The organism is Stenotrophomonas sp. A3_2, assembly GCF_036624925.1.
Classification (GTDB): domain Bacteria; phylum Pseudomonadota; class Gammaproteobacteria; order Xanthomonadales; family Xanthomonadaceae; genus Stenotrophomonas; species Stenotrophomonas hibiscicola.
The window spans coordinates 21,409-46,826 of the sequence record NZ_JAZKVY010000356.1; the positions used below are offsets into that span (position 1 = coordinate 21,409).

The 25,418-nt window shown below is 66.8% G+C and carries 20 protein-coding genes; 14 read left to right on the forward strand and 6 right to left on the reverse strand.

Features of this window, described 5'->3' with window-relative positions; genetic code table 11:
- Nucleotides 1-3 precede the first annotated feature (3 nt).
- The 5 genes from lipA (at nt 4) to gnd (ending at nt 6,397) form a co-directional block, all read left to right on the forward strand.
- Nucleotides 4-1,014, forward strand: a complete 1,011-nt coding sequence (lipA, locus tag R5H29_RS18895) for a lipoyl synthase (protein ID WP_019660674.1) — start codon at nt 4-6, stop codon at nt 1,012-1,014.
- A 278-nt stretch (nt 1,015-1,292) separates the two neighbouring features.
- Nucleotides 1,293-3,470, forward strand: a complete 2,178-nt coding sequence (locus R5H29_RS18900; RefSeq protein WP_019660673.1) for a carboxy terminal-processing peptidase — start codon at nt 1,293-1,295, stop codon at nt 3,468-3,470.
- Between the two features lie 161 nt (nt 3,471-3,631).
- Complete coding sequence (locus R5H29_RS18905) at nt 3,632-4,225, forward strand: DUF2242 domain-containing protein (protein ID WP_019660672.1); 594 nt, start codon at nt 3,632-3,634, stop codon at nt 4,223-4,225.
- Nucleotides 4,226-4,242: 17 nt separating this feature from the next.
- Nucleotides 4,243-5,481 (forward strand): hypothetical protein, encoded by a 1,239-nt coding sequence (locus R5H29_RS18910; RefSeq protein WP_332329631.1) that lies wholly within the window; start codon nt 4,243-4,245, stop codon nt 5,479-5,481.
- A gap of 10 nt (nt 5,482-5,491) precedes the next feature.
- Nucleotides 5,492-6,397, forward strand: coding sequence for a phosphogluconate dehydrogenase (NAD(+)-dependent, decarboxylating) (gene gnd / locus R5H29_RS18915; RefSeq protein WP_111098686.1), 906 nt, complete (start codon nt 5,492-5,494; stop codon nt 6,395-6,397).
- A gap of 350 nt (nt 6,398-6,747) precedes the next feature.
- On the opposite strand, the gene R5H29_RS18920 is transcribed toward gnd, so the two are convergent.
- The gene (locus R5H29_RS18920) at nt 6,748-7,791 is read right to left on the reverse strand and encodes an oxidoreductase (protein WP_111098687.1); all 1,044 of its coding nucleotides are present in this window, start codon (nt 7,789-7,791) and stop codon (nt 6,748-6,750) included.
- 169 nt (nt 7,792-7,960) lie between these two features.
- On the opposite strand from R5H29_RS18920, the gene R5H29_RS18925 reads away from it, so the two are divergent.
- From R5H29_RS18925 to R5H29_RS18940, 4 genes are all read left to right on the forward strand, one after another.
- Entirely contained in the window at nt 7,961-8,344 is a 384-nt protein-coding gene (locus tag R5H29_RS18925; RefSeq protein ID WP_019660668.1) for a BON domain-containing protein, read from the forward strand.
- Nucleotides 8,345-8,580: 236 nt separating this feature from the next.
- Nucleotides 8,581-10,398: an ATP-binding protein gene (locus R5H29_RS18930; protein ID WP_019660667.1), complete on the forward strand. Its 1,818-nt coding sequence runs from the start codon at nt 8,581-8,583 to the stop codon at nt 10,396-10,398.
- Nucleotides 10,395-10,835 carry a response regulator gene (locus R5H29_RS18935; protein ID WP_005411057.1) on the forward strand — a complete coding sequence of 147 codons (441 nt, stop codon included), beginning with the start codon at nt 10,395-10,397 and terminating at the stop codon, nt 10,833-10,835. Before R5H29_RS18930 ends, R5H29_RS18935 begins: the two co-directional genes overlap by 4 nt.
- A 4-nt stretch (nt 10,836-10,839) precedes the next feature.
- A complete protein-coding gene (locus tag R5H29_RS18940) occupies nt 10,840-12,351 on the forward strand; it encodes an ATP-binding protein (RefSeq protein WP_019660666.1) in 1,512 nt (503 codons plus the stop codon).
- A gap of 75 nt (nt 12,352-12,426) precedes the next feature.
- Here the strand turns inward: R5H29_RS18940 and R5H29_RS18945 are convergent, their stop codons facing one another.
- The gene (locus R5H29_RS18945) at nt 12,427-13,170 is read right to left on the reverse strand and encodes a proteasome-type protease (protein ID WP_019660665.1); all 744 of its coding nucleotides are present in this window, start codon (nt 13,168-13,170) and stop codon (nt 12,427-12,429) included.
- A gap of 91 nt (nt 13,171-13,261) precedes the next feature.
- Between R5H29_RS18945 and folK the strand changes: the two genes are divergently transcribed.
- Nucleotides 13,262-13,747 (forward strand): 2-amino-4-hydroxy-6-hydroxymethyldihydropteridine diphosphokinase, encoded by a 486-nt coding sequence (gene folK / locus R5H29_RS18950; protein ID WP_134731692.1) that lies wholly within the window; start codon nt 13,262-13,264, stop codon nt 13,745-13,747.
- A gap of 76 nt (nt 13,748-13,823) precedes the next feature.
- Here folK and R5H29_RS18955 read toward each other — a convergent pair whose 3' ends face one another.
- Nucleotides 13,824-14,561 carry a pteridine reductase gene (locus R5H29_RS18955; RefSeq protein WP_019660663.1) on the reverse strand — a complete coding sequence of 246 codons (738 nt, stop codon included), beginning with the start codon at nt 14,559-14,561 and terminating at the stop codon, nt 13,824-13,826.
- A gap of 58 nt (nt 14,562-14,619) precedes the next feature.
- Between R5H29_RS18955 and R5H29_RS18960 the strand changes: the two genes are divergently transcribed.
- Both R5H29_RS18960 and R5H29_RS18965 read left to right on the forward strand, forming a co-directional pair.
- Nucleotides 14,620-15,804, forward strand: a complete 1,185-nt coding sequence (locus tag R5H29_RS18960) for an SAM-dependent methyltransferase (RefSeq protein WP_332329613.1) — start codon at nt 14,620-14,622, stop codon at nt 15,802-15,804.
- The gene (locus tag R5H29_RS18965) at nt 15,801-16,193 is read left to right on the forward strand and encodes a VanZ family protein (protein ID WP_332329614.1); all 393 of its coding nucleotides are present in this window, start codon (nt 15,801-15,803) and stop codon (nt 16,191-16,193) included. Before R5H29_RS18960 ends, R5H29_RS18965 begins: the two co-directional genes overlap by 4 nt.
- Before the next feature lie 125 nt (nt 16,194-16,318).
- On the opposite strand, the gene R5H29_RS18970 is transcribed toward R5H29_RS18965, so the two are convergent.
- From R5H29_RS18970 to R5H29_RS18980, 3 genes are all read right to left on the reverse strand, one after another.
- Nucleotides 16,319-18,670: a family 20 glycosylhydrolase gene (locus R5H29_RS18970; protein WP_332329615.1), complete on the reverse strand. Its 2,352-nt coding sequence runs from the start codon at nt 18,668-18,670 to the stop codon at nt 16,319-16,321.
- 110 nt (nt 18,671-18,780) lie between these two features.
- A complete protein-coding gene (locus R5H29_RS18975) occupies nt 18,781-21,480 on the reverse strand; it encodes a TonB-dependent receptor (RefSeq protein ID WP_329843496.1) in 2,700 nt (899 codons plus the stop codon).
- 143 nt (nt 21,481-21,623) lie between these two features.
- Nucleotides 21,624-22,640 carry a glucokinase family protein gene (locus tag R5H29_RS18980; RefSeq protein ID WP_111098690.1) on the reverse strand — a complete coding sequence of 339 codons (1,017 nt, stop codon included), beginning with the start codon at nt 22,638-22,640 and terminating at the stop codon, nt 21,624-21,626.
- Nucleotides 22,641-23,015: 375 nt separating this feature from the next.
- Between R5H29_RS18980 and R5H29_RS18985 the strand changes: the two genes are divergently transcribed.
- Together R5H29_RS18985 and R5H29_RS18990 are read left to right on the forward strand one after the other, a co-directional pair.
- Complete coding sequence (locus tag R5H29_RS18985) at nt 23,016-24,308, forward strand: sugar MFS transporter (RefSeq protein ID WP_332329616.1); 1,293 nt, start codon at nt 23,016-23,018, stop codon at nt 24,306-24,308.
- Between the two features lie 39 nt (nt 24,309-24,347).
- The gene (locus tag R5H29_RS18990) at nt 24,348-25,415 is read left to right on the forward strand and encodes a LacI family DNA-binding transcriptional regulator (protein WP_005411045.1); all 1,068 of its coding nucleotides are present in this window, start codon (nt 24,348-24,350) and stop codon (nt 25,413-25,415) included.
- Nucleotides 25,416-25,418 lie beyond the last annotated feature (3 nt).

Consider the following 25,418-nt stretch of genomic DNA (forward strand, 5'->3'; position numbering starts at 1 on the left):
GCCATGACTGAAACCACCGCCCGTTCCATTCCCCTGCAGATCGTGCAGGGCGACTCCCCATCCGCCGCGCCGTTGCAGGCCGGGGTCAAGCAGCTGGGCGGTGACAAGATCAACCGCTCGCCGGTGCAGTTCGCCGACGCGCCGGTGCTGCGCAAGCCGTCATGGATCCGCGTGCGCATTCCCTCGGGAAATGCCGTGCAGAACCTGAAGGCCAAGCTGCGCGAAAACCGCCTGGTGACCGTATGCGAGGAAGCCAGCTGCCCGAACATCCACGAATGCTTCGGCCATGGCACCGCCACCTTCATGATCCTCGGCGAGGTCTGCACCCGCCGCTGCTCGTTCTGCGACGTGGCCCATGGCCGCCCGAAGCCGCCGGATGCCAACGAACCGGCCAGCCTCGGCCAGACCGTGGCCGACATGGGCCTGAAGTACGTGGTGGTGACCAGCGTCGACCGCGATGACCTGCGTGACGGCGGTGCCCAGCACTTCGTCGACTGCATCACCGCCATCCGCGAAAAGTCGCCGGGTACCCGCATCGAAGTGCTGACGCCGGACTTCCGTGGCAAGGGCCGCATGGAGCGCGCGCTGGAGATCCTGGCGCAGAACCCGCCGGATGTGTTCAACCACAACATCGAAACCGTACCGGACCTGTACCGCAATGTGCGCCCGGGTGCGGACTACCAGTGGTCGCTGAACCTGCTGAAGAACTTCAAGGCGCAGCACCCGGGCGTGCCGACCAAGAGCGGCATCATGCTGGGTCTGGGCGAAGACTTCGAACAGATCAAGGCCACCATGCGCGACCTGCGCGCGCACGATGTGGACATGATCACCATCGGCCAGTACCTGCAGCCGACCGCGCATCACCACCCGGTACTGAAGTACTGGACTCCCGAGGACTACAAGGCGCTGGAGGACTACGGCTACGAGCTGGGATTCAGCCACGTGGCCTCCGGCCCGATGGTGCGCTCGTCGTACCACGCCGACGTCCAGGCCAAGGGCGCCGGCATTTCCTGACACCCTGCCGGTGGGTGGGAGCTACTTCTCCTGTGGGCGCGGACCCTTGGTCCGCACACCTCTGCCTGCCGTGGAGCCGAGCCCATGCTCGGCTGCTTGCTGCCGGCCAGCCGAGCATGGGCTCGGCTCTACATGCATTCACAATTTGCTACACCGGCCCGGCTAGGCTGGTTTTCCACCGAGCGCGGCCGGGTGACAAACCCGGCAACTTTCGGCACTGTCGTGGTGTCTTAACACCCCGCAGTCTCCCCCTTGGCAAGGCGCCTTCGAGCACGTCAATGAAATTCAAAGCCCCCGCATTCCTGATGGCCCTGGCGCTGGTGGCGCCGCTGGCGCTGGCGGCCAAGGCCGACTCGCCGGCATTGCCCGCTGCGGTAACCGCCGATCAGGTGACCACCTCCAAGCTGGTGTACGGCCTGCTGTCCGACAGCCGTTATGCCTACCGCCCGCGCGCGCTGGACGAGGCCACGTCCAAGGACGTGTTCAAGCGCTACCTGGAGACGCTTGACGGCGGCAAGCAGTACTTCACCCAGGCCGACGTGGCGCGCTTTGCGCCGTTCGAAGCCAACATTTCCTCCGCCATTCGCGGCGGCGAGCTGGAGCCGGCATTCCAGGTGTTTGCGGTCTACAAGCAGCGCGTCGGCGAGCGCGTGGCCTACGCGCGCAAGCTGCTCAAGCAGGAACCGGACTTCACCACCGACGAGCGCTTCGAGTACGACCGCAAGAAGGTGCCGTGGGCCGCCAGCAGCGCCGAGCTGGATGAGCTGTGGCGCAAGTCGGTGAAGAATGACTGGCTGCGCCTTAAGCTGGCCGGCAAGAAGCCCGATGACATCCGCAAGACGCTGGACAAGCGCTATGCCACGCTTGAAAAGTCGGTCAACGAGCTGAAGGGCGAGGATGTCTTCCAGTTCTTCATGAACGCCTACACCAGCGCTGTCGATCCGCACACCGACTACTTCACCCCGCGCACCGCCGAGAACTTCAACCAGGCGATGTCGCTTTCGCTGGAAGGCATCGGTGCGCAGCTGCAGCGGCAGGACGACATGGTGGTGATCCGCGAGATCATCGCCGGTGGCCCGGCTGCAGTGGATGGCACGCTGAAGCCGGGTGACCGCATCGTCGGCGTCGGCCAGGGCAAGTCCGGCCTGGTCGAGGACGTGATCGGCTGGCGCATCGACGACGTCGTGGCCAAGATCCGCGGTGCCAAGGATACCCAGGTGAAGCTGGAATTCATTCCGGCCGCCGAGGGTGCCGACGGCAAGCACCACACCCTGGTGCTGACCCGCCAGAAGGTGCGCCTGGCCGAACAGGCCGCGAAGGGAGAGACCATGACCATCCCGGCCGCCAATGGCGAGCCGGCACGCAGGATCGGCGTGATCAAGCTGCCGACCTTCTACCAGGACTTCGAAGGCCGTCGCCGCAATGCGGCCGACTACGCCTCGGCCACCCGCGACGTGGCCAAGCTGCTGGCCGGCTTCAAGAACGACAAGCTGGACGGCGTGGTGCTGGACCTGCGCAACAACGGCGGCGGTTCGCTGGATGAAGCCATCGAACTGACCGGCCTGTTCATCGAGCAGGGCCCGGTGGTGCAGGTGCGCGAGTCTGGTGGCCGCGTCACCGTCAACAGCGACCGCAACCAGGGCGTGGCGTGGGATGGCCCGCTGGCGGTGCTGATCAACCGCGGTTCGGCCTCGGCCTCGGAAATTTTTGCTGGTGCCATCCAGGACTACGGTCGTGGCCTGGTGATCGGTGAAACCAGCTTCGGCAAGGGCACCGTTCAGAACATCGTCGACCTCGACCGTTGGCCGAGCGGCGAGACCCAGCGCTTTGGCCAGGTCAAGCTGACCATCGCCCAGTTCTTCCGCATCAGCGGCAGCAGCACCCAGCACAAGGGCGTGGTGCCCGACCTGGCCTTCCCGGCCAGTGTCGACGCCACCGAGTTCGGCGAGAGCACCTACGACAACGCCCTGCCGTGGACCCGCATCGCCGCCGTGCCGCACACCCAATACGGCAACTTCGCGCCGCTGCTGCCGAAGCTGGAAACCCGCCACGACGCACGCATCGCCACCGACAAGGAGTTCCAGTGGTGGAACGAGGACGTGGAACAGTTCCGCACCGAGGCGGCCAAGAAGTACATCTCGCTCAACGAAGCCACGCGCCGCGCCGAGCGTGAGCGCCAGGATGCCCAGCGCAAGGAACGCCAGCTGCAGCGCAAGGAGCTGGGCTTGGCCCTGGACCCGCTGGCCGATGACAGCAGCGATGACGGCCTGACGGGCAACGAGCGCGACATCGTCAAGGACGCCGCGCGCGAGAAGGCGGCCGAGAAGCGCCCGGACCCGCTGCTGCGCGAGTCGGCGTCCATCCTGGCCGATGCGGTGAACCTGCTGGCCAACGACCGCCCGCTGTCGGCACAGGTGCTGCCGCAGTCGACCGGCGCCGGTCGCTGGGCGGACTGAGCCGGACACGGTATGTGATACCCGAGGGCCGGCATTGCCGGCCTTCTGCTTTTTTCGTGCATGAACCGGCTGCAAACGGGGCCGCCTGACGCGGGTGCTTTCGACCTGCCGCACACAGCAACGGGGCTACCCTTGCCGGTACCGTCCTCGCAGGAGCACCCATGCGGTCCTCCCTCGTTTCCAGTGCTGTTGTGGCGCTTGGCAGCGCCCTGATCCTGTCGGCCTGTGGTGGCCGTGCCGCCGACAGCACGCTGCTGCGCGAATCCTTCGATTCCGGCGACACGTTCTCGCGTACCGTCGATGGTCGCCCCGGCGATGCCTGTGAAGCGGCGCGGCGCACCCTGCTCAGCCAGGGGTACGCCATCGCCCGTGCCGATGACGCACAGGTGGAAGGCAACAAGAACTTCCAGCCGCGCGAAGACGACCATGAGCAGCTGGTGCTGCGCATCTCCTGTGCGCCCCGGGGCGATCAGGCGTTGGTGTTCGTAAGCGCCGTGCAGGACCGTTATGCGTTGAAGAAGAGCCCGACGTCCGCCAGTGTCGGCGTCGGTGCACTGGGCTCGGTATCACTGCCGTTCGGCAGCAATGACGATTCGCTGGTGAAAGTGGCGAGCAGCACGGTTACCGACGCCGATTTCTATCGCCGTTTCTTCCAGCGCCTGCAGCAGTACCTGCCACAGGCTGCGGGCACGCCACCGCCGCCACCACCCGCAGCAGTTCCTGAGCCCGCGCCGGTCCGCACGGACCAAGGGTGAACGTGCACGGCTGGCTGATGGGCGCGGCCCTGTTGCTCGCGCCTGTGATGGGCGTGGCGGCCACAGCCGGCGACTGCGCCCAGGGGCTGCTGCTGCGGCTGGGCTGGCGCTTCGACGAGGCTGCGCTGAAGGAGCCGCAGGTGCATGGTGGCGCGGTGTGCACCCGTGCGTCGCTGGCCGAGGCGCAGGCAGCAGGCGATCTGCACGTGCGCTGGCCGGCGCACATGTCCGCTGCTGCACGCCAGGCGCTGCTGCAGCAGTTGCTGGACGATCCGGCCACGATCTGCGCCTATGCGTTTCAGCTGGGGGCGGCCACGCAACGCGCCGCCTCGGCCTTGCAGGCCAACACCCGCTTCCGCTTCTCCGGCCTGCAGATGGGCTGGATCGGTTTCGGCCTGCAGGGCCCGCGCGCTCAAGGCTGGCAGCGTACGCACAGTCTTGGCCGCGGTTTCGTTCCCAGCGCGGGCAACAGCAAGGCGCTGCAGGCGTTCTACAACGGTGCCGTGCGTGCCGAATGCGGTGTCGGCCGCCAGGTCGCGCAGCTGGCCACCCAGCGCGAGCTGTATGGCGATGCTGCCTTCGATACGGAGTTCTCTGCGGATGAGCTGTCGATCGGCACCTTTCTCGCCCTGCATGGGACCGACAGCATCCTGCTTGGCGCGCATGCCGGCGATTTCTTCGCCGATGGCAAGGCAGTGCGTACCTCGGCGATGGGGCGCCAGGCGTTCGTCGGTGTGCCTGGTTTCATCGAGCATGCATACGACAAGGCCACGCTGGACGACCTGAGCAACCAGGCCGAGAACTTCGTGGTGGTCGACGTGGGCGAGGACGCTGCGCGGGCGCTGGCCACGCATGGCGGCCTGGCCTGGTACGACCAGCGCAACGTCGAACTATGGAAACTCGCGCAGGATATCCCGCGCACCGGCCAGCGCTACTTCGAACGCCTGCTGTTCGAGCGCGACCCTGAGGTGCGCGCGGCGCTTGCGCCGCGCTACCACGCCACGCTGGCACGCATGGACCGCCTGCTGGACGATCCGTTCTACCAGCAGTTCGTGATCTATGTGCATCCGCGCGGTATACGTCCCATCGGCTACCACATCGCCCGCCTGCTTGACCGCAACCCGCGAACCCCCTTTTCGATCGACCTGGCGGTGCACAATCTGCATACCACGCTCTACCGGCGTTGGCGCGAGGCGCAGCTGCGCCACTGCGCGGCTACCGGCAGGCCAGGCAGCCTGACCCTAGACCCCAACTGAAGGTGAAACAATGGATATTGCAATGATCGGCCTCGGCCGCATGGGCGCCAACATGGCCCAGCGCCTGCATCGCGGCGGCCACCGCGTGGTCGGCTACGACCCGGGCGAAGGCGCCCGCCAGCGCGCCGCCGAGGCCGGCCTGGAGGTGGTTGATTCGCTGGCCGCCGCGGTGGCCGCGCTGCCGGTGCCGCGCGTGGTGTGGCTGATGGTACCGGCCGGCGAAACCGTCGACCAGACGCTGGGCCAGCTGACCCCGCACCTGGCCGAGGGTGACATCGTCATCGATGGCGGCAACTCCAACTACCAGGACTCGATCCGCCGCGCCAAGGCGCTGGCCGAGGACGGCCTGGGCTACGTCGACTGCGGCACCAGCGGAGGCGTGTGGGGCCTGCAGGAAGGCTACAGCCTGATGGTCGGTGGCGAAGCGCCGGTGGTGGAGCAGATCGCGCCGCTGCTGCGTACGCTGGCACCGGCTGAAGATCGCGGCTGGGCACGTGTCGGTCCATCCGGCGCTGGCCACTTCACCAAAATGGTGCACAACGGTATCGAGTACGGAATGATGCAGGCTTACGCCGAAGGCTTCGCGCTGATGGAGCGCAAGCAGGAGATGGAGCTGGACCTTGCCCAGGTGGCCGAAGTCTGGCGGCACGGCAGCGTGGTGCGTTCGTGGCTGCTGGACCTGAGTACCGAAGCACTCAAGCGCAATCCGTCGCTGGATGGCATCGCGCCGTATGTGGAGGATTCCGGTGAAGGCCGCTGGACCGTCGCCGAAGCCATCGCGCTGGACGTGCCGGCCCCGGTGATCACCTTGTCGCTGCTGGAACGCCTGCGTTCGCGCGAATCCAACTCGTTCACCGACCGCCTGCTGTCGGCGATGCGCAACGAGTTCGGTGGGCACGCCATCAAGAAGTCGTAAGCAATCGGGGTCGGACCCCTTTCCGCAGGAAAGGGCGCTGACCCCCATGGCGCCAGGGGCAGTCGAGCATGGCTCGACTCTGCAAAAGCATTTTCCGATTGTTTGCACGTCATCCACGCATGGCGTGGATCTACTGGCAGATCGCGGGAAACTGTCGAAGGCCAGGTGGGGGCGGTTGCGGGGGTGTCTGCGGCATGGATGGCGCGGCCAAGCCTCCAGGGACGGATTTACGGCGTCCCCCGCAACCCGACCCACCCCGCCATCCCACGGATAGCCGGCTTTTGCTGTTGAGGTTGCCGGCCAGCGGCCGGCACTACCGCTTCTGCGGGTGCAGGGCGCAGCCCTGCCGATCACCCCAACGCGATTCGCCGCCCTTCGCGCGCACTGTCCATGCCGGCCTGCAGCAGCCGCATCAACTGCAGTGCCTGCACCGGGCTGACCGTAGCTTCGCCGTCGCCGTGCATCGCCGCGGCGAACTGCGCATACAGCCGCCGGTAGTCGCCAGGCAGGTTGTCCACCGTCGTGCGCTGCACGTTGTCTTCGGCATCGCAGCGTACCAGCTCACCATGCCGCGGATCGATACCCCAGCCTGGCGCACCGGGTGCCACACCGCGGCGCAGCTGCGCCTCCTGCACGTCCAGGCCGTGCTTGATCCAGCTTGCCTTGCTGCCATGCACGCTGAAGTGCGGGGTCTGTGCCGCGACCAATGAACCGGAATGGAGGATCGCGCGATGCCGCGGGTAGTGCAGCACGGCGTGGAAGTAATCGATGCCGCTGCCGCCTTGGCGCAGCACGGCAAGATCCGCATCGATCGCCTCGGGCCAGCCGAACAGCACCAGCATCTGGTCCAGCAGATGCGGACCCAGGTCGTACCACAGGCCACTACCGGGCCCGTCCTGCTCGCGCCAGCGATCGCGCACCTGCGGCCGGTAACGGTCGAAATGCGCATGGCACTCGGCCACATCGCCCAGTGCGCCTTCGGCCAGCAGCGCCTGCAGGGTGAGGAAATCCGCATCGAAGCGCCGGTTCTGGAACACGGTGGCGATGCGGCCGGCGCTGCGTGCCGCAGCCAGTACCGCTTCGGCTTCAGCGACATCCAGCGCAAACGGCTTGTCGACCAGCACGTGCTTGCCCGCGGCCAGCGCCGCGATTGCAAGCGGCCCGTGCTGCGCGTTCGGTGTGGCAATCACCACCGCGTCCACGGCCGGATCGTCGAACACGTCCTGCGGCATCGCACGCACGTGCACGTCGCTGAACGCACGCAGCAATGTGTCGCGCTGCGAACTGACGATGCTGTGCAGCGCCAGCCCGGGTGTGTGCTGGATCAGCGGCGCATGGAAGACGCGGCCGGCGAGGCCGTAGCCGATCAGGGCCAGTTGCAGGTCGGGGCGCATGGCAGAGCTCCGGCTGTGGGAAGGGCAGGGTATACGACGGGTGGTGGCAGGCCAAACTGAACCGTTGCCCCAGGAAACAGTCCGATTCACGGCGGCATGACCGCAGCGCCACGCCTGCTCTACGGCGGCTTGTCCAGACTGGCACCACATCCCGAAGGAGTACGACACGATGAGCAATACCTCCCGCACACTGATTGCTTCTGCCTTGACGCTGGGCCTGGCGCTGTCCTCCTCGGCTGCATTTGCCAAGGATCCCGCTGCCAAGAGCCCGCCGACCAGCAGCCATCCGGCCACGCATGCTGATCGCCATGACTCCAATGAGCCTGTGACCGATACCTGGATCACCACCAAGGTGAAGGCCGACCTGCTGGCCAGCAGCAACGTTCCGGGCACGGAGATCAAGGTGGAAACCGTGAACGGCGTTGTCAGCCTGAGCGGCGCGGTGGCCTCCCAGGCCGAGAAGGACAAGGCGGTTGCCACTGCCAAGGGCATCAAGGGCGTGACCCGCGTCGATGCCGCTGCACTGAAGGTCAGCACTGCTGCCAAGCGCTGACCTGGCGGAGTGGGCGCCCCGGCATGGGGCGCCCACTCCCGCGTGAAGCCGAGCCGTGCTCGGCTGCCGTTGGGTTCCAGCCGACCGTGGGCTCGGCCGTACAGCGCCGAAGTACCAGCCGTTCAGCCAGCGGCGCTGGAAACTCCAGAGTTTTGACCCGCCTGCGCTATATTGCCGGTTCCGCCGCACTGGGGCCGGGTACGGCCCATGCTTTGCGGCCGTGTTGATGAGGAACTATGGCGCTGGTTTTCAGTGATGACATCTGGGACCGCTGGCGGATGCCCGCCCTGGCGCTGGCCGCCGCAGCGATCATCGTGGTGCCGTGGTTGACACTGCGCCACCTGCAGCAGGACAGCGAAGATGCGATGGCCTGGGTCAATCATACCCAGGCTGTCGGCGTGGCCTTGCAGCAGCTGCAGGCCGATGTACGCGATGTCGAATCGGCCGCGCTGACCCTGTCCAAGGGCGTGGACGCGCCTGGCCTGCGCGAGCGCATGGCCAAAGCCAATGAACTTCCCGGTCGCCTGGCTGAACTGGGCCGGATGACCCGCGACAATCCTGAGCAGCTGATCCGCATCGGCCGCATCGAGTCGATGCTGGAAGGGCGCATGGCGCTTGCCCGCGAACTGGCAAAGTCAGAGCCCAACAGTGACCAGCGCGAGCTGGTGCAGGACCTGAGCACGCGTTATCCGATCCGCGGGCTGGTGGAGGAACTGCAGGCCAGCGAGCAGAAGCTGCTGGCACAGCGCGCCGAGCAGGCCGCCCGCCAGCGCAAGCAGACCGAGTTGGTGTCGTGGAGTTCGCTGGTAGTCCAGCTGGCGTTGCTCGGCCTGGTGCTGTGGCTGCTGCAGCGGCAGATCGGCCGCCGCCTGCACGCCGAGCGGCAGTCATTGCGTTCGGCCGCGCGTGCAGCGTCGGTGCTGCAGACGGTGCGCGAGCCGATCGTGCTGCTCGACCGCGATCTGCGCGTGCAGCTGCACAATCCTGCTTTCGCCGAGCTGTATGGTCTGCAGGATGAGCGCGCCGAGGGCCTGGTGCTGGATAACGTCGGCAACGGTGCGTGGCAAGACCCGGTGATGCGCCAGCGACTGTCCGATGTGCTGCTGCGCGGCCGGGAACTCTGGGACTTCGAGCATGAACAGCGCACCGCCGATGGCTTGGTGCGCTACATGCTGCTCAACGCGCGGCGCATGCCGCTGCCGGACACCGATGACGAAGTGGTGTTGCTCACGGTCAGCGACGTCACCGTGCAGCGTGCGGTGCAGCTGCGTGTGGAGGAACTGAACCGCCAGCTGGAAGGCAAGGTTGCACAGGTGTCCGAGGTCAACAGGGAACTGGAAGCCTTCAGTTACTCGGTCTCGCACGATCTGCGGGCGCCGCTGCGCCACGTGGCTGGATTCTCCGACAAGCTGTCGCGCCATCTCGGCGATGCGGCCGATGACAAGAGCCGCCATTACCTGGAAGTGATCTCCAGTTCGGCGCGGCGCATGGCTGCGCTGATCGACGACCTGCTGGTCTATTCGCGGCTGGGCCGGGCGGCAATGCGGCACCAGGCGGTGGACATGCAGTCGCTGGTGGCCGATACCCGCGCCATGCTCGATTCCAATCTGCAGGCCGAGGCTGAGGCCAGCGGCCACGTGCACCAGGTGGAGTGGAACATCGCGCCGCTGCCGATCGTGGTGGGTGACGAGAACATGATCCGCCAGGTCTGGCTGAACCTGCTTGGCAACGCGGTGAAGTACTCGGGCAACCGCGAACCGGCGAAGATCCGCGTGGATTACCAGCCCCAGCCCGACGGCGGCCATCAGTTCACGGTCAGCGACAATGGTGCAGGCTTTGACATGGCCTATGCCGGAAAGCTGTTCGGTGTGTTCCAGCGCCTGCACAAGGCCAGCGACTACCCCGGAACCGGTATCGGCCTGGCCAGCGTCCGTCGCGTGCTCACCCGCCATGGCGGCCGTATCTGGGCCGAGGCCGAACCGGACGTCGGCGCCACCTTCCACTTCTACCTGCCCCCCGCGACCGACGCGGACAAACAAGGTCCCTCTGCATGACGACTCTGCGCACCATTCTTCTCGCCGAAGACAGCCCGGCCGATGCCGAAATGGCGATCGACGCCCTGGAAGAGGCGCGTCTGGCCAATCCCATCGTGCACGTCGAGGATGGCGTGGAAGTGATGGACTACCTGCTGCGCCGCGGCGCCTTCGCCAACCGCGAGGAAGGCCTGCCGGCGGTGCTGCTGCTGGACATCAAGATGCCGCGCATGGACGGCCTGGAAGTGCTGCGGCAGATCCGCGAGCACGAAGAACTCAAGCGCCTGCCGGTGGTGATCCTGTCGTCCTCGCGCGAGGAAAGTGATTTGGCCCGCAGCTGGGACATGGGGGTCAATGCCTACGTGGTCAAGCCGGTGGACGTGGACCAGTTCTTCGGTGCGGTGCAGACCCTGGGCAAGTTCTGGGCGTTGATCAACCAGGCACCGGAACTCGAGTGAGCCCATGCCCCTGACCGGTCCTGCCCTGGGGGCGCTGCGCATCCTGCTGGTGGAGGACTCACCGGAAGATGCCGAGCTGATGTCCGAACAGATGCTCGATGCGGGCCTGGACGCTCGTTTCGAGCGCGTCGAGAGCGAGGCGGAGCTGCGCCAGGCACTGGCCGCGTTCCAGCCGGACATCGTGCTGTCCGACCTGAGCATGCCGGGGTTTTCCGGTGATGATGCGCTGCGCATCGTGCGCGAGACGGCGCCGGAAGTCCCTTTCATCTTCGTCTCCGGCACCATGGGTGAGGAGAACGCGGTGGCGGCGCTGCAGAAAGGCGCCAACGATTACATCATCAAGCACCAGCCGGCGCGCCTGCCGTCGGCGGTGGCGCGTGCGATCCGCGATGCCCGCAGCGCCGTAGAGCGCGCACGGGTGGAGACCGAACTGATGCGCGCGCAGCGCCTGGAAAGCCTGTCGCTGCTCGCCGCCGGCCTCAGCCATGACCTGCGCAACATCCTGCAGCCGCTGCTGATCATGCCGGACCTGTTGAAGGCGCGTACCGACGATCCGCAGTTGCACCACCTGGCCGACGTCATCGCCGAGTGTGGCCGCCGCGGCCACGAGATGGCCGAATCGATGCTGTCGTTCGTGCGCGGTTCGCGCAAGCCGAGCGAGCGTATCGAGATCAAGGGCCTGTTCGATGCGGTGGCCCTGCTGTTGCGCAGCAACGTGCCCGATGCCGTGCGCCTGGAACTGCAGGTGCAGGACGAAGGCCTGGTAGTGGATGCCAACTACACCGAACTGCAGCAGGTCATGCTGAACCTGGCACTCAATGCGATCCAGGCGATGCCCAACGGCGGCCGACTGAGCCTGACCGCCAGCCATGCCGGCCAGCGCGATGGCGTGGACTGGATGCGTATCTGCGTTGCCGATGAAGGCATTGGCATGGATGCGGACACGCTGTCGCACCTGTTCAATCCATTCTTCACCACCAAGGCAGATGGCACTGGCCTGGGCCTGATCTCCTGCAAGCGCATTGTTGAGGGCGCTGGTGGCAGCATCCATGTCAGCAGCCAGCCGGGACAGGGCACCTGCTTCGAACTGCGCCTGCCGATGCACGAGATCATCGACGGCAGCGAGCCGATCGAACAGCTGGTGGCCTTGGGCAGCGGCCAGTCGATCCTGGTGGTCGATGGGGAAGCCACGCGCCTGTCGCTGCTCGGCAACGCGCTGTCCAGCCAGGGCTACCAGCTGCAGTTGGCCTCCGATGGCCCGGCGGCGCTGCGCTGGATGCAGCAGGAGGCAATGCCGGCGCTGGTGATTGCCGATGCCGGCTCCAAGCTGCTGCCGGCCAGCCAGCTGCTGGGCGAGATGGCCGCGCTCGGTTACCGCGGCCCGGCGCTGGTGCTGGAAGACCCTGCGGTGCCGGTCTCGGCCGACGCCTTCCCGGCCGGAGTGGAGGTGCATGTACTGCACAAGCCGCTGCAGATGCAGCAGGTCTTCCGCGCCGTGGCAGAAGCGCTGGGCTGATGCCCCGGTAGCGCCGGCCGCTGGCCGGCATCCCTGTGTGCTGGTATCAACGCGGTCGCCGGCCAGCGGCCGGCACTACCGTTCGTCGGTTTCCCAGGGGAACCGCGGCAGGGCGTCCACCGCCTGTTCCAGGCGCCGTGACCAGTTCTGGTGGATATCGGCATACAGCGCTGAATCCGCGCCCAGCCGCAGTTGCCGACCGATACGCAGTTCACCGTCGCGCAGCAGCGCCAGGTCGATGGGCAGGCCCACCGACAGGTTGGACCGGATGGTGGAGTCCAGCGAGACGATGGCCGTGCGCGCGGCGTCCTCCAGCCGCGTGGTCGGGCTGAGGATGCGATCCAGGATCGGCTTGCCGTACTTGGATTCACCGATCTGCAGGTAGGGCGTCTCCGGCGAGGCGGCAATGGCGTTGCCGAGCGGGTAGATCATGTACAGCCCGGGCCGCTCGCCGGCGATCTGGCCGCCGAAGATCAGCGTGGCCTGGGTGTTGACCCCGTCATGGCCGTGTTCGCTGTGGCTGCTGTGCACCTGGCTGTCCACCAGCAGCTGACCCACATACGCGGCGGCTTCGAACAGGTGGGTCATGTCGCGCAGGTTGGGCACGCGCCGCTCTGCGGCGTCGCGGCCCAGGCGCGACACCAGCAGCTGGGTGGTGGCCAGGTTGCCAGCCGCCATCAGCACGTAGGCTGCCTGGCCGGGATACTCGAACACGTGCAGCTTGCGATGCACGCGCACATCGTCCAGCGAGGCATTGGTCCGGGTGTCGGCAGCGAAGACCAGGCCCTCGTCCACCTCGATTCCAACGCAATAGGTCATGTCGGTGCCCTATCATGTGCGTCCCGGATTGTAGGCAGGCCGCCGTGACGACGGCATGTCCACGCCCCCCAAGTGCCGTCACCTGAACCGCATGACCACCGTGCTCCTGAGCCTGGGCAGCAACGTCCAGCCCCGCCGCTACCTCCACGCCGCGGTGACGGCCCTGCGCGAGCGTTTCGGCGCGCTGCGGGTGTCGCCGGCCTACCGTACTGCCGCGGTCGGCTTCGACGGCCCGGCCTTCCTCAACAACGCCGTGGCGATCGACACCGACCTGCCGCTGCAGGAACTGGACGACTGGCTGCACGCGCTGGAAGACGCGCACGGCCGCGACCGCAGCGGGCCGCGCTTCTCCGACCGGACCCTGGACATCGACGTGGTGTTCTACGGCGACCTGGTGGTGGAAGGCCCCGGCCACCTGCGCATTCCGCGCCCGGAACTGAAGCATGCCTTCGTGCTGAAGCCGCTGGCGGACATCGCGCCGGGCTTCATCGACCCGGTCAGCGGGCAGGACCTGGCCACGCTGTGGCGGGCGCACGCGCAGTTTGGCGAGGCGTTCGAGGTGGTGGACCTGGAATGATGGGTTGTTGTTGCCGCTGCGCTCGCCGGGCATGGCCCGGCGCTACCGGTGGTGCCGGCCGCTGGCCGGCAAGATTTCAGCTGACGGTGCGCCCACCATCCACGCGCAAGGTGTGGCCGGTGACGAAGCTGGCTTCGGCCACCAGCCAGTAGACCGCTTCGGCGATCTCCTCGACCGTGCCGATCCGCGCCAGCGGCGTGCGCGCCAGCAGCGCCTCGCGGGCGAAATCGTCCTTGCCCTGTTCCGGCCAGAGGATCGCACCCGGCGCCACCGCGTTGACCCGCACCTTCGGCGCCAGCTCCAGTGCCAGTGCGCGGGTGGCCATCTCCAGCGCGGCCTTGGCCATGGTGTAGGCGATGTGGTCGCGCATCGGATCGGTGCCGTGCAGGTCGGTCAGGTTGACGATGCAGCCCTGCTGGCGGCGCAGGTAGGGCGCCGCCGCTTGTGACAGCAGCAGCGGCGCACGTGCATTGACTGCATACAGTGCGTCCATCGCCTCGGCGGTGACCTGGCCGAGCGGGGTGGGGAAGAAGTTGGAGGCGTTGTTGACCAGCGCGTCCAGGCGGCCGAAGTGGGTAACGGCCTGTTCCACCAGGTCGGGCAGGGCGTCGGCGTCACGCAGGTCGGCCTGCAGGGCCAGCACGCTGCCCGGCCGCACATTGTCGAAATCGAACGCGGCCTGCTGCAGTTCGGCGCTGGAGGTGTTGGCATGCAGTACCACCGACCAGCCACAGGCGTGGAACTGGCGGGCGATGGCCGCGCCGATCCGGCGCGCGCTGCCGGTGATCAGGACCACGGGGTGGGTATCGCTCATCGAGGGTCCTCCAAGGCTCAGCTATCCTGTGCACATTGTCACCGCATTCGAACACGCCATGCAGCCCACCTTCCCCCTGCCCGAAGCCGATGCCCTGGCCCACAGCGACCAGCTGGCGGCCGTCCTGCGTGCTGAAATCCTCGCGCAGGGCGGGGCCATGCCCTTCTCGCGCTTCATGGAGCTGTGCCTGTACACCCCGGGCTGGGGCTATTACAGCGCCGGCGCCAGCAAGTTCGGTGGCAGCGGTGACTTCACCACCGCGCCCGAGCTCGGCAGCCTGTTTGCCGGCAGCGTGGCCAATGCGCTGGCACCGGTGTTCGCCCAGCTCGGCGCGCAGGCGCGGATGCTGGAGCTGGGCGGCGGCACCGGCGCCTTCGCCGAGGCCGTGCTGCTGCGCCTGGCCGAGCTGGATGCGCTGCCGTCGCGCTACGCCATCCTCGAACCCAGTGCCGATCTGCGCGAGCGCCAGCAGCAGCGTCTGCAGCAGAACCTGCCGGCCGAGCTGGCCGCGCGCGTGGACTGGGTCGACCGCCCGTTCGAAGAGGACTGGGAAGGCGTGGTGTTCGCCAACGAGGTGATCGACGCGCTGCCGACCCCGCGCTTCCTGATCCGCGATGGCGAGGTCTATGAGGAAACCGTCGAGCTGGATGCCGAAGGCAACTTCATCCGTGGTGCGCAGCCGGCCGATATCCTGCTCAACGGTGCGGTGCGCCATATCGAGCGCTACCTGGAAAAGCCTTTCGCCGAGGGCTACCGTTCCGAGGTGCTGCCGCAGCTGCCGTACTGGCTGCAGGCGGTGGCTGGTGGCATGCAGCGTGGTGCGATGCTGTTCGTCGACTACGGCTACAGTCGCAGCGAGTTCTACCAGCACGACCGCGACGAGGGCACCGTGCGTGCGTTCTACCGCCATCACGTGCACAACGACGTGCACCGCTGGCCGGGCCTGCAGGACATCACCGCGTCGGTGGATTTCACCGCGATGGCCGAGGCCGGCATGCACGGCGGTTTCGAGCTGGCCGGCTACTGCAGCCAGGCCAGCTTCCTGCTCGGTAATGGCCTGGACCAGGTGCTGCTGCTGGCCGAGGAACGCACCGACGAGGTCGGCCGCATCCAGCTGCGCGACCAGGTAAAGAAGCTGACCCTGCCGACCGAGATGGGCGAGCGCTTCCAGGCCATCGGCCTGCAGCGTGGCGTCGATTTCGAACCGGCCTTCGAACTGGGTGACCTGAGCTGGCGCCTGTGAGCGAGGTGTTGCCGGTGATCAAGCCGCTGCGGCGGCCGCGGTTGTGGGCCGTGCTGTGGGGTTTGGCCGTGCTGCTGGTGATTGTGGTCTGCCTGATCCCGCCACCGCCGATTCCGTTGCCGGAAAACAGCGACAAGGGCGAGCACTTCGTCGCCTACTTCATCCTGGCCGGCAGCGCCGTGCAGCTGTTCCGCCGCGGCAGGCCGCTGCTGTGGGTGGGCGTGGCCCTGGTGTTGATGGGCATCGGCATCGAGGTCGCCCAGGGCGCACTGACCAGCAACCGCATGACCGACCCGATGGACGCCATCGCCAACACGGTGGGCGTGCTGGTCGGCATGGTCACGGCCCTGACCCCGCTGCGCGACCTGCTGCTGCGCTGGCGAGGGTGAGGTTCCTGTAGAGCCGGGCCCATGCTCGGCTTTCCGGTTGAAAAGCAGCCGAGCATGGGCTCGGCTCTACAGTAGATCCACGCCATGCGTGGATCCGGCCGCAAAGCGCCAACCAAGGTTGGCACCTACCTGAGCGTGACCTCATCCAGCACCCACATCGCCGGGCGCGTGTCGCCGGTGAAGTTGATGCACAGGTCACCGGTGCCCTGCGTCCCCTTCGGCAGCGCCGCACGCAGCGTCACGAAGCCATCGGCATCGGGCGTGGCCGGCAGCGGTACTTCGGCCAGCACCTTGCCGCTGCAATCTCCGCGACGCACCTGCATCTCGCCATGCGCGCGCCTCGCTTTTTCGAAGCGACGCTTCGGCTCGTCGTGGGCCAGCTGGAAGTAATAGGGGATGCGCCCGGCACGGACTTCCACGCTGCCGACGCCGTCCAGCTGCGCCTGCGGCCAGCGCCAGCAGGGCTGGAAGATATCCACGTTGAACACCGCGCGGTTTCCTTCGCGCGGGCCATCGTCCTCCAGGCGCAGCACCAGCCCCTTCTTGCCCACGCAGCTGAGCAGCTCATCGCTGCGGCGGCTGAGCAGCGATTGTGCGCTGAACGCCGCGACCGTCGGCTTCGCCGCCAGCATCTGGCCCTGGTAGAACGCGGCGGCCTGCACGGTAGCGGGCAGCTGCGCGGTTAGCGGCTGCTGGTACAGCGGCGACTGCGCCGTCACCGGCTGGCCATCGGTGCTGTAGCGCACTTCATAGCCCAGCGGATTGGCCAGCGACACGGTCACCGTGTTGGCGGCGCGGTTGTTGGTGTAGTCCACGCCCACTTCGAACGGGGTCTGCGCGTAGGCCAGGCCCCAGGCGCGGTAGCGCTGCAGCTGCGCGGGCAGGCGCGCGAGGAAATCGCGGAAGTCGCGATGTTCCGGCGTGCTCCAGCCGGTCTCGGCCACTGCCGCCAGGCGCGGGAACAGGTTGTGCTGCAGGCGTGCGTAGGTGCGCGTGTGCTCGGTGAACATGTTGGCCTGCAGACCGAGAATGTGCTGGCGCTTGTCGGCCGCCAGCTCGGCCGGCACCGGCTCGTAGTTGTACAGCTTGCCGAGGTTGACCTGGGCCGGGCGGCCCGGCGGTTCGTTCGGCGAGGCCGTCTGCAGGTAATCCAGATAGAGGTAGCCCACCGGCGACATGACCACGTCATGGCCAGCACTGGCCGCGGCCAGGCCACCTTCGGTGCCCTGCCACGACATCACCGTGGCCTGCGGTGGCAGGCCGCCTTCGAGGATTTCGTCCCACCCGATCAGGCGCCGGTCGTGCTTCTCCAGGAAGGTCTCCAGGCGCTTGATGATGTGGCTTTGCATGGCCATTTCATTCTTGATGCCCAGCGCACGCATGCGTTGCTGCACCTGCTTCGACGCTTCCCACTGGTCCTTCACCGCCTCGTCGCCACCGACGTGCACGTACCTGGCCGGGAACAGCGCGATCACTTCTTCCAGCACGTTCTCGAGGAAGGTGACGGTGCTGTCTTCCACGTTGAACAGGTTCGGGAACACGCCCCATTCACTGATCGGCTTCAGCGGGGTGTCGATCGAACCCAGTTCCGGGTACGCGGCAATCGCGGCGGTGGCATGGCCGGGCACGTCGATTTCCGGAATCACCTGGATATGCAGCTTGGCGGCATAGGCGATCACTTCGCGGATCTGCTCCTGCGTGTAGAAGCCGCAGTACGGATGCTCCTGGCCATTGGCCGGATCGACGCCGCCATCACCCGCCGGCAGGCGGCAGCTTCCCACCTCGGTCAGCTTGGGGTAGCGCTTGATCTCCATGCGCCAGCCCTGGTCATCGGTCAGGTGCCAGTGGAAGGTATTGAGCTTGTGCGCGGCCATCGCATCGAGCACGCGCTTGATCTCGTCCAGGCTCTGGAAATGCCGTGCCGAGTCGAGCATGAAACCGCGCCAGCTGAAGCGCGGCGCGTCCTGGATCTGCACTGCGGGAAGCACGCCGTTGCTTCCGCCCGTGGCCAGCTGGGCAAGCGTGGTTGCGCCGTAGAACAGGCCGGTTTCGTTGCCGGCCTGGATCACCACGCCCTGCGCGGTGCTTTCCAGCGTGTAGCTCTCGCCGCTGTCACGGAAGGTGGGCACGATCTGGAAGCGGATGCCGCCCGGGGCGGCTGCCGTCTTGCCCTTGGCCGGCGTAAGGCGCGGACCGCCACTGCGCGCCAGCAGGTCGGTGAACTGGGTGGCGACGCGCTGCGCGGCTTCGCCTTCGGCGTGCAGCGCGGTATCGGCGCGTACGGTGATGCCGCTGCCCTGGCCGCGCTGCACGGTGGCTGGCGCGGGAATCAGCATCAGGCTGCCGGTGCGTAGCTGCGGGCCGGGTGCTTCGGTGGCCGGCGTGGGATCGGCGGCCAGCGCCGGCAGTGCCGGCAGCAGGGCAATCAGGCTGCCCAGCAGCGCGCTGCGCATCCGGGCGCGGGAAGGCTTGACCATCGGAACGACTCCTTGGAACGGTGCGATGAACGCTATACATGAAAAACGCCGGGCCCGGAATGACCAGGCCCGGCGTGCGTGCACGACTCGGCGATGTTGCCGCCGCTGGATCAGTACTTGAAGCGGAAGTTGAGGTAGTACTGGCGACCGTTCTCATAGAACGCGCTCGGGATCGAGGCGCTCTGGTAGTACTTCAGGGTCGGGTTGTTGAGGTTCAGTGCATCGAAGCTCACGCTCATCCAGTCGGTCGCCTTGTAGCTGAGCGACAGCGACAGTGTGCCGAAATCATCCTGGTAGTACGGGCTCGCGCCCTTCAGACCGATCAGGAACGAGGACCGGTAGGTGTAGCTGACGCGCGCACCGAAGGTATCATTCTCGAAGTAGGCACCCACGTTGTAGGTGTTCTTCGAGGTACCCAGCAGGTTGTTGCTGCCGTCTTCCCAGGTGTGGGAGGTGCTGCCGTCGGCGTAGGTGTAGTTGGCGTTCAGGCCGAAGTTCTCACCCAGCGGCTGTTCGTAGGCGAACTCCATGCCGTAGACCTTGCCGTCGGCGTTGACCGGCACGGCGACCTGGTAGGCCTCCAGCTGGTTGCTCAGCTCGCTGTACAGCATCTGGGTCTGGGTGCCGAAGGCCACGTAGTCCTTCAGGTTCATCGAGTACGCGCCCAGCGACACCAGGCCGCGCGGCATGAAGTACCACTCCAGGTTGGCGTCGAAGTTGGTCGACAGCACCGGCTTCAGCTTCGGATTGCCGCCACCGCCGACCTTGGTCAGGTCCGAACCCCAGGACGATGCGCCCAGTGCCGAGAAGTCCGGCAGGGTCTGGGTCTGCGACGCGGCGAAGCGGAACACCAGGTCATCGGCCAGATCGAACTTCAGGTTCGCGCTGGGCAGGATGCGGTCGTGCTTGTTTTCGAACGACAGCGCCTTCCATTTGCCGAACAGGCTGCTGACGTCGGCGTTGGCGATATCGCTGACCGCCTGGTAGGTGTCGATGTCCTGCTTGATGTTGACGTAGCGCAGGCCGACGTTGCCGCTCCAACGGTCGCCGCTGAAGTTGGCCTGGACATAGCCGGCGAAGTTCTTTTCGGCCACCTTCCACTCGGCGCCATAGTTGTGGCGACCGGTCGGGCCGTCATTGCCGGCCAGCCAGGTGGAGTTGTTGAGCACTGCGTCCTTCAGCGCACCGGGGGTGTAGTACCAGATGTTGCGCGGGAAATTGCCGCCGATGCCGCCGGCAAAGCCGCCCGGGAAGCTGCCGGTTGGCGCCCCCTTCAGTGCGTCCCAGATCGCGCCCGGAGTGGCGCCTTCCGGCGACAGTGCCTCACGCTTGTGATCGGCATAGCGCACACCGAAGTCGAGCGAGTTCAGCGCGCCGCCATCGCTGAAGTACTGGTTGAAGTCGGCGGTGAACCACTTTTCCTTGTCCTCGGCAGTGACTTCCTGGTTGCCCCAGGTGCCGAAGCTGGTCACGCCGTTCGGGCTGATGTCGCCGCCGACGTTCCAGTCCACCGGCGAACCGTTGCCGTGGGTGGTCCAGTTGGCGCCGCCGCCGTCAGCCACGGTCACTTCCGCGATGAACTGGCGCGGCGTGGTGCCGGTGCCCTTGGTGCTGCCGGCCTGGAACTTGGCGTTGAGGCTGTCGTTGATCTGCCAGTCGGCATCGAGGGTGATGTAGTTGCTCTTGGCGGTGGCCTCGCGGTAGATCATGTCGTACACCGCGTACGGCGTACCGGCGACGCCTGCGAAGTTGGCGTTGGTCAGCACGCCATCCTTGACCACATAGCCTGGCAGCGGGGCCTGGCCCGGGCGGGTGATCACGCCGGCGTCGTCCTTGTCGTCGCCCATGATCTTGCTACCCCACAACATGAAGTTGCGGTTGTAGTTGTTGGCTTCCATCTTGGAACTGAAGCCTTCCAGGCCCAGCGTCAGATTGTCGGCCGGCTTGAACTGCAGTGAGATCAGGCCACCCTTGCGCTCGCGGGTCTGCTCGAACAGGGTCGAGCCGAGCAGGGCGGGCGCATAGACACCGGCCAGGTCCGGGTTGGACTTGGCTACGGTGCCGTTCGGGTCGATCTTGAAGAAGCCCGACGGGATTTCCTGCGCTTCACGACGCAGTTCACGCTTCTGGCTGAACCCCTGCACCATCACGCCGAAGGTGCCGTCGTCGTTTTTGTAGTTGAACAGGCCCGACAGCTGCGGGTCGGTCGACTTGGCCTGGTCCGAGCGCACCGCGCCGATCGAGGCTTCAGCGGTGATCTGCTTGGAAAATTCCAGCGGCTTGCGGGTGAGGATGTTGACGGTGCCGGTGGTGCCGCCGTCCTGCAGCTTGGCCTGCGAGGACTTGTTCACCTCCACCGAGCGCACCAGTTCCGACGGCAGCAGGGTGTAGCTGACGCTGCGGCCGACATTGCTACCTTGGCTGAGCACGAACCAGTCGGCCGAGCCGACGCTGTGGCCGTTGATCAGGGTCTGGGTCAGGCTCGGGCTGGTGCCGCGCAGGCTGACACGGTCGGCTTCATCGAAGCCACCTTCGTCGGCGCTGGACGAGCTGATGTTCACGCCCGGCAGGCGCTGCAGGGTATCGGCAACATTGTGCGCGGGCAGCTTGCCCACGTCTTCGGCGGTGACCACTTCCACGCGCGCATTGGCTTCGCGCTTGGTGTCCAGCGACTTTTCCATCGAGCCACGGATGCCGGTAACGGTCACGGTGTCCAGATCGGTGGCGGTCGGGGCCGCCTGTTGCGCGTGCGCACTGAAGGCGATGCAGCTGACGATGGCGGCCGAAAGCAGGGTCTTGCGGGTGTTCATGATGTCTCTCCTCATCACTCGATTGGGTGCCGGCGGCGGTGTTCGGTTACGGTTGCGATGACATGCGCGGGGCGGCGGCGAAGTCCCGTGCGTTGGCGTGCCACGTACTGCGTGCTGCGATTGCGTTGAAGCCTGTTGCGGTGTCAGGCGGCCGATTGCTGCAGGTACCAGCTGGCAGCGCCGACCACGCCCAGCTGGCCGTGTTCGACGACCTTCACCGGGATGCGTGCCAGCGCTTCGCCCATCGGCCCCTTCTGCAGGTAGCGTTCGACGAAGGTGCTGGCGTGCAGGTATTCGCGGATCTGCGGCAGGATGCCGCCGGCCAGGTAGACGCCACCGTGGGCGCCGTAGAACAGCGCCATGTCGCCGATGGTGCTGCCGAGCAGGCCACAGAACACGTCCAGCGCCTGGCGCGCATGCGCATCGGTATCGGCCATGGCGGCGGCGGTGACTGCGTCGGGGCTTGCCAGGGTCGGTGCCTGCCCCTGCAGTGCACACACGGCTCGGTACAGGTTCATCAGGCCGGGGCCGGAGATCGCATGCTCGATCGACACGTGCGCGCGGTCGCGCTGCATGTGGCGGACGATGGCCATTTCCAGTTCGGTGCTGGCCGCCAGAGTCGGCTGGCCGGCCTCGGTGGGCAGAACCACCGGGCCGTGCGCGGTGGGGATCCACAGCGCGGCGCCCAGACCGGTACCGGGGCCGACCACCAGGGTCGGGCCGCGTGCGGCGCTTTCCGGCCCGCACAGGTGCAGCACGCCACTGGCGTCCACCTGCGCGGCGGCGTAGGCCACTGCTTCGAAGTCGTTGACGATGTAGACCCGCTGCAGGCCGACGTCGGCTTCCACCTGGCGCGCCGACAGCGGCCACGGCAGGTTGGCGGTGATCACGGTGCCGTCCTCGCGGGCGTAGCCGGCGCTGGCGACCACGCAGTGCGTGGGCCGCGGGCCTTCGCCCAGGAAGTCGGACAGGATCGCGCTGAGACCGGCATGGTCGGCGTTGCGGTACTTGCGGTACTCCAGCACCTGCACCGGGTGGGCGGCATCGCCGCTGGCCTGGACCCGGGCCACGCGCACATGGGTGCCACCGACGTCGGCGGCCAGGAACGAGGGCGCAACGCGGGACAGGACATGGGCCGGGGCGGGGTGGCTGGCGGTCACGCGGGCTCCTGCTGTCAGGTGGGGCCGGCCCGGAACCGGGGCGGCGATTGTGGCGGAGTCTGTAACCGCGCTGACAACGATGTCAACGAGTTCGTGACACTTTCGTTGCTGCGTTGCAACGAACGCGGCGTGCAGTAAACGTTTACATGGTGTGAGTGCGGGTTTCACGTGGGAACCATTGCCGCACGTGGCTCTAAGACTGCCGCGCATTCAGCGGGGCGTACCGCGGTGGACTTGCGCAGTGCAGCACGAGGTTCACAGGGCTGCGCGTGGAAGTTGACAAACCGCGGCTGTCCATCGAAAGAATGTGACAACGTTGTTCCCAGCCACTCTCCGACGCCGCGTTCTGCGGCCGTCGCCGCAGGAGCCCTCCTGATGTCCGCCGTCCCCGCTGCAAGCGCGCGCCCGAACGTGGTCACCTCCATCGCCATCGTTGGCGTGTTGTTCTTCCTGATCGGCTTCTTCACCTGGCTCAACGGCCCGCTGATCACCTTTGTCAAGTTGGCCTTCGAACTCAGCGAGGTCGGCGCCTTCCTGGTGCTGATGGTGTTCTACCTGTCCTATTTCTTCCTGGCCCTGCCGGCGTCCTGGATCCTGCGCCGCACCGGCATGAAGAAGGGCCTGAGCCTGAGCCTGCTGGTGATGGCCGGTGGTGCCGCGCTTTTCGGTGAATTCGCGACCCAGCGCTGGTATCCGGGCGCGCTCGGCGGCCTGTTCGTGATCGGCAGCGGCCTGGCCCTGCTGCAGACCGCGATCAATCCCTACATCTCCATCCTCGGCCCGATCGAGACGGCGGCACGCCGCATCGCACTGATGGGCATCTGCAACAAGATCGCCGGCATGCTCGCCCCGGTGCTGATCGGCACCCTGGTGCTGCATGGCATCGGCGACCTGGACAAGCAGGTGCAGGCCGCCGACGCGGTCACCAAGGTCGCGCTGCTCAACGAATTCGCCGCCAAGATCCATGCGCCGTACCTTGCGATGGCCGCGCTGCTGGTGGTGCTGGCGGTGGCCGTGCTGTTCTCGCCTCTGCCGGAGATCAAGTCCTCCGAAGCCAATGCAACGCCGTCAGGGGCACCGGGAACGGCCGAGCGCCGCAGCATCTTCCAGTTCCCGCATCTGTGGCTGGGCGTGCTGTGCCTGTTCGTGTACGTAGGCGTGGAAGTCATGGCCGGTGATGCGATCGGCACCTACGGCCACGGTTTCGGCTTGCCGCTGGACCAGACCAAGATGTTCACCTCGCTGACGCTGGGTGCGATGTTGGCTGGCTACGTGGTCGGCCTGCTGGCGATCCCTGGCCTGGTCTCGCAGTCGCGCTACCTGACCATTTCGGCAGTGATGGGCGTGGTGTTCTGCCTGGGCGCCTGGGCTACGCACGGCTACGTCTCGGTGGCCTTCGTGGCCCTGCTGGGCTTTGCCAACGCCATGATGTGGCCGGCCATCTTCCCGCTGGCGATCCGCGGCCTGGGCCGCTTCACCGAGACCGGCTCGGCCCTGCTGGTGATGGGCATCGCCGGCGGTGCGATCATTCCGCAGCTGTTCGCCGTGCTCAAGCAGCACATCGACTTCCAGCTGGTGTTCGTGCTGCTGATGGTGCCGTGCTACCTGTACATCCTGTTCTATTCGGTGGTCGGCCACCGCGCCGGCCTGCCGCAGGACAAGGTCTGATCGGCGATGATGGACGGCAGCCAACCCCAGGGAAAACCCATGCGCAGAGCGACCATCAAGGACGTTGCGGAGAAAGCCAAGGTCTCGCTGAAGACGGTCTCGCGCGTGATCAACAACGAGCCCTCGGTGATGCAGGCCACCCGCGCGCGGGTGCTGCGTGCCATTGCCGAGCTCGACTATGAACCCGATCCGTCCGCGCGCAACCTGCGCAGCGGCACTACCTTCGTGATCGGGCTGGTCTACGACAACCCGAACCCGTACCACATCATCGGCGTGCAGAACGGCGTGCTGGCCGCCTGCCGCGAGACCGGTTTCGGTCTGCAGATTCACCCCTGCGATTCCAGTTCGCCGCTGCTGGCCGACGAGCTGGCCGATTGGGTGCAGCGTTCGCGCCTTGCCGGGCTGGTGCTGACCGCACCGATGTCCGAGCGCCGCGACCTGATCCAGGCGCTGACCGCGCGCGGCATCAAGCTGGTGCGCATCATTGCCGCCACCGAAGACCCGGCCGACGGTGCCTGTGTGTTCGTCGACGACCGCGAGGCCGCCTACGAGATCACCGAGCACCTGATCCAGCTGGGCCACCAGCGCATCGGCTTCCTCTGGGGCGGCAGCTCGCACCGGTCTTCGGGCGAGCGCTACGCCGGTTACGAAGCCGCGCTGAAGGACTACGGCATGACCGTGGACAAGCACCTGGTGGTGCAGGGTGACTACACCTTCGATGACGGTTTCCGCGGCGCGCGCCGCCTGCTGGCGCTGCGCGAGCCGCCCACCGCCATCTTCGGTTCCAACGACGAAATCGCTGCCGGCGTGCTGGCCGCCGCCAAGTCGGCCGGCATGAACGTGCCCTACGACCTGTCCATTGCCGGCTTCGAGGACAGCCCGTTCTCGCGCCAGTCCTGGCCGCCGCTGACCACCGCCAAGCAGGCCACCGAGGACATCGCCCGCCATGCCGCGCGCCTGCTGATCGCCCAGCTGCGCAGCGATGCCTACGACGACGCGCCGGCGCCGCTGCACAACCAGGGCTTCGTGCCGCAGCTGGTGGTGCGTGGTTCGACCGCGCCGATGCGCCCGGCCGGCGCACGCCCCCTTCCTTCCGATCCTGCCTGAGCC

What these genes read in the sequence shown, in the direction of transcription:
- lipA (WP_019660674.1), top strand. Translation starts at nt 4, where the DNA reads ATGACTGAAACCACCGCCCGTTCCATTCCCCTGCAGATCGTGCAGGGC.
- R5H29_RS18900 (WP_019660673.1), top strand. Translation starts at nt 1,293, where the DNA reads ATGAAATTCAAAGCCCCCGCATTCCTGATGGCCCTGGCGCTGGTGGCG.
- R5H29_RS18905 (WP_019660672.1), top strand. Translation starts at nt 3,632, where the DNA reads ATGCGGTCCTCCCTCGTTTCCAGTGCTGTTGTGGCGCTTGGCAGCGCC.
- R5H29_RS18910 (WP_332329631.1), top strand. Translation starts at nt 4,243, where the DNA reads ATGGGCGCGGCCCTGTTGCTCGCGCCTGTGATGGGCGTGGCGGCCACA.
- gnd (WP_111098686.1), top strand. Translation starts at nt 5,492, where the DNA reads ATGGATATTGCAATGATCGGCCTCGGCCGCATGGGCGCCAACATGGCC.
- R5H29_RS18920 (WP_111098687.1), bottom strand. Translation starts at nt 7,791, where the DNA reads ATGCGCCCCGACCTGCAACTGGCCCTGATCGGCTACGGCCTCGCCGGC.
- R5H29_RS18925 (WP_019660668.1), top strand. Translation starts at nt 7,961, where the DNA reads ATGAGCAATACCTCCCGCACACTGATTGCTTCTGCCTTGACGCTGGGC.
- R5H29_RS18930 (WP_019660667.1), top strand. Translation starts at nt 8,581, where the DNA reads ATGGCGCTGGTTTTCAGTGATGACATCTGGGACCGCTGGCGGATGCCC.
- R5H29_RS18935 (WP_005411057.1), top strand. Translation starts at nt 10,395, where the DNA reads ATGACGACTCTGCGCACCATTCTTCTCGCCGAAGACAGCCCGGCCGAT.
- R5H29_RS18940 (WP_019660666.1), top strand. Translation starts at nt 10,840, where the DNA reads ATGCCCCTGACCGGTCCTGCCCTGGGGGCGCTGCGCATCCTGCTGGTG.
- R5H29_RS18945 (WP_019660665.1), bottom strand. Translation starts at nt 13,170, where the DNA reads ATGACCTATTGCGTTGGAATCGAGGTGGACGAGGGCCTGGTCTTCGCT.
- folK (WP_134731692.1), top strand. Translation starts at nt 13,262, where the DNA reads ATGACCACCGTGCTCCTGAGCCTGGGCAGCAACGTCCAGCCCCGCCGC.
- R5H29_RS18955 (WP_019660663.1), bottom strand. Translation starts at nt 14,561, where the DNA reads ATGAGCGATACCCACCCCGTGGTCCTGATCACCGGCAGCGCGCGCCGG.
- R5H29_RS18960 (WP_332329613.1), top strand. Translation starts at nt 14,620, where the DNA reads ATGCAGCCCACCTTCCCCCTGCCCGAAGCCGATGCCCTGGCCCACAGC.
- R5H29_RS18970 (WP_332329615.1), bottom strand. Translation starts at nt 18,670, where the DNA reads ATGGTCAAGCCTTCCCGCGCCCGGATGCGCAGCGCGCTGCTGGGCAGC.
- R5H29_RS18975 (WP_329843496.1), bottom strand. Translation starts at nt 21,480, where the DNA reads ATGAACACCCGCAAGACCCTGCTTTCGGCCGCCATCGTCAGCTGCATC.
- R5H29_RS18985 (WP_332329616.1), top strand. Translation starts at nt 23,016, where the DNA reads ATGTCCGCCGTCCCCGCTGCAAGCGCGCGCCCGAACGTGGTCACCTCC.
- R5H29_RS18990 (WP_005411045.1), top strand. Translation starts at nt 24,348, where the DNA reads ATGCGCAGAGCGACCATCAAGGACGTTGCGGAGAAAGCCAAGGTCTCG.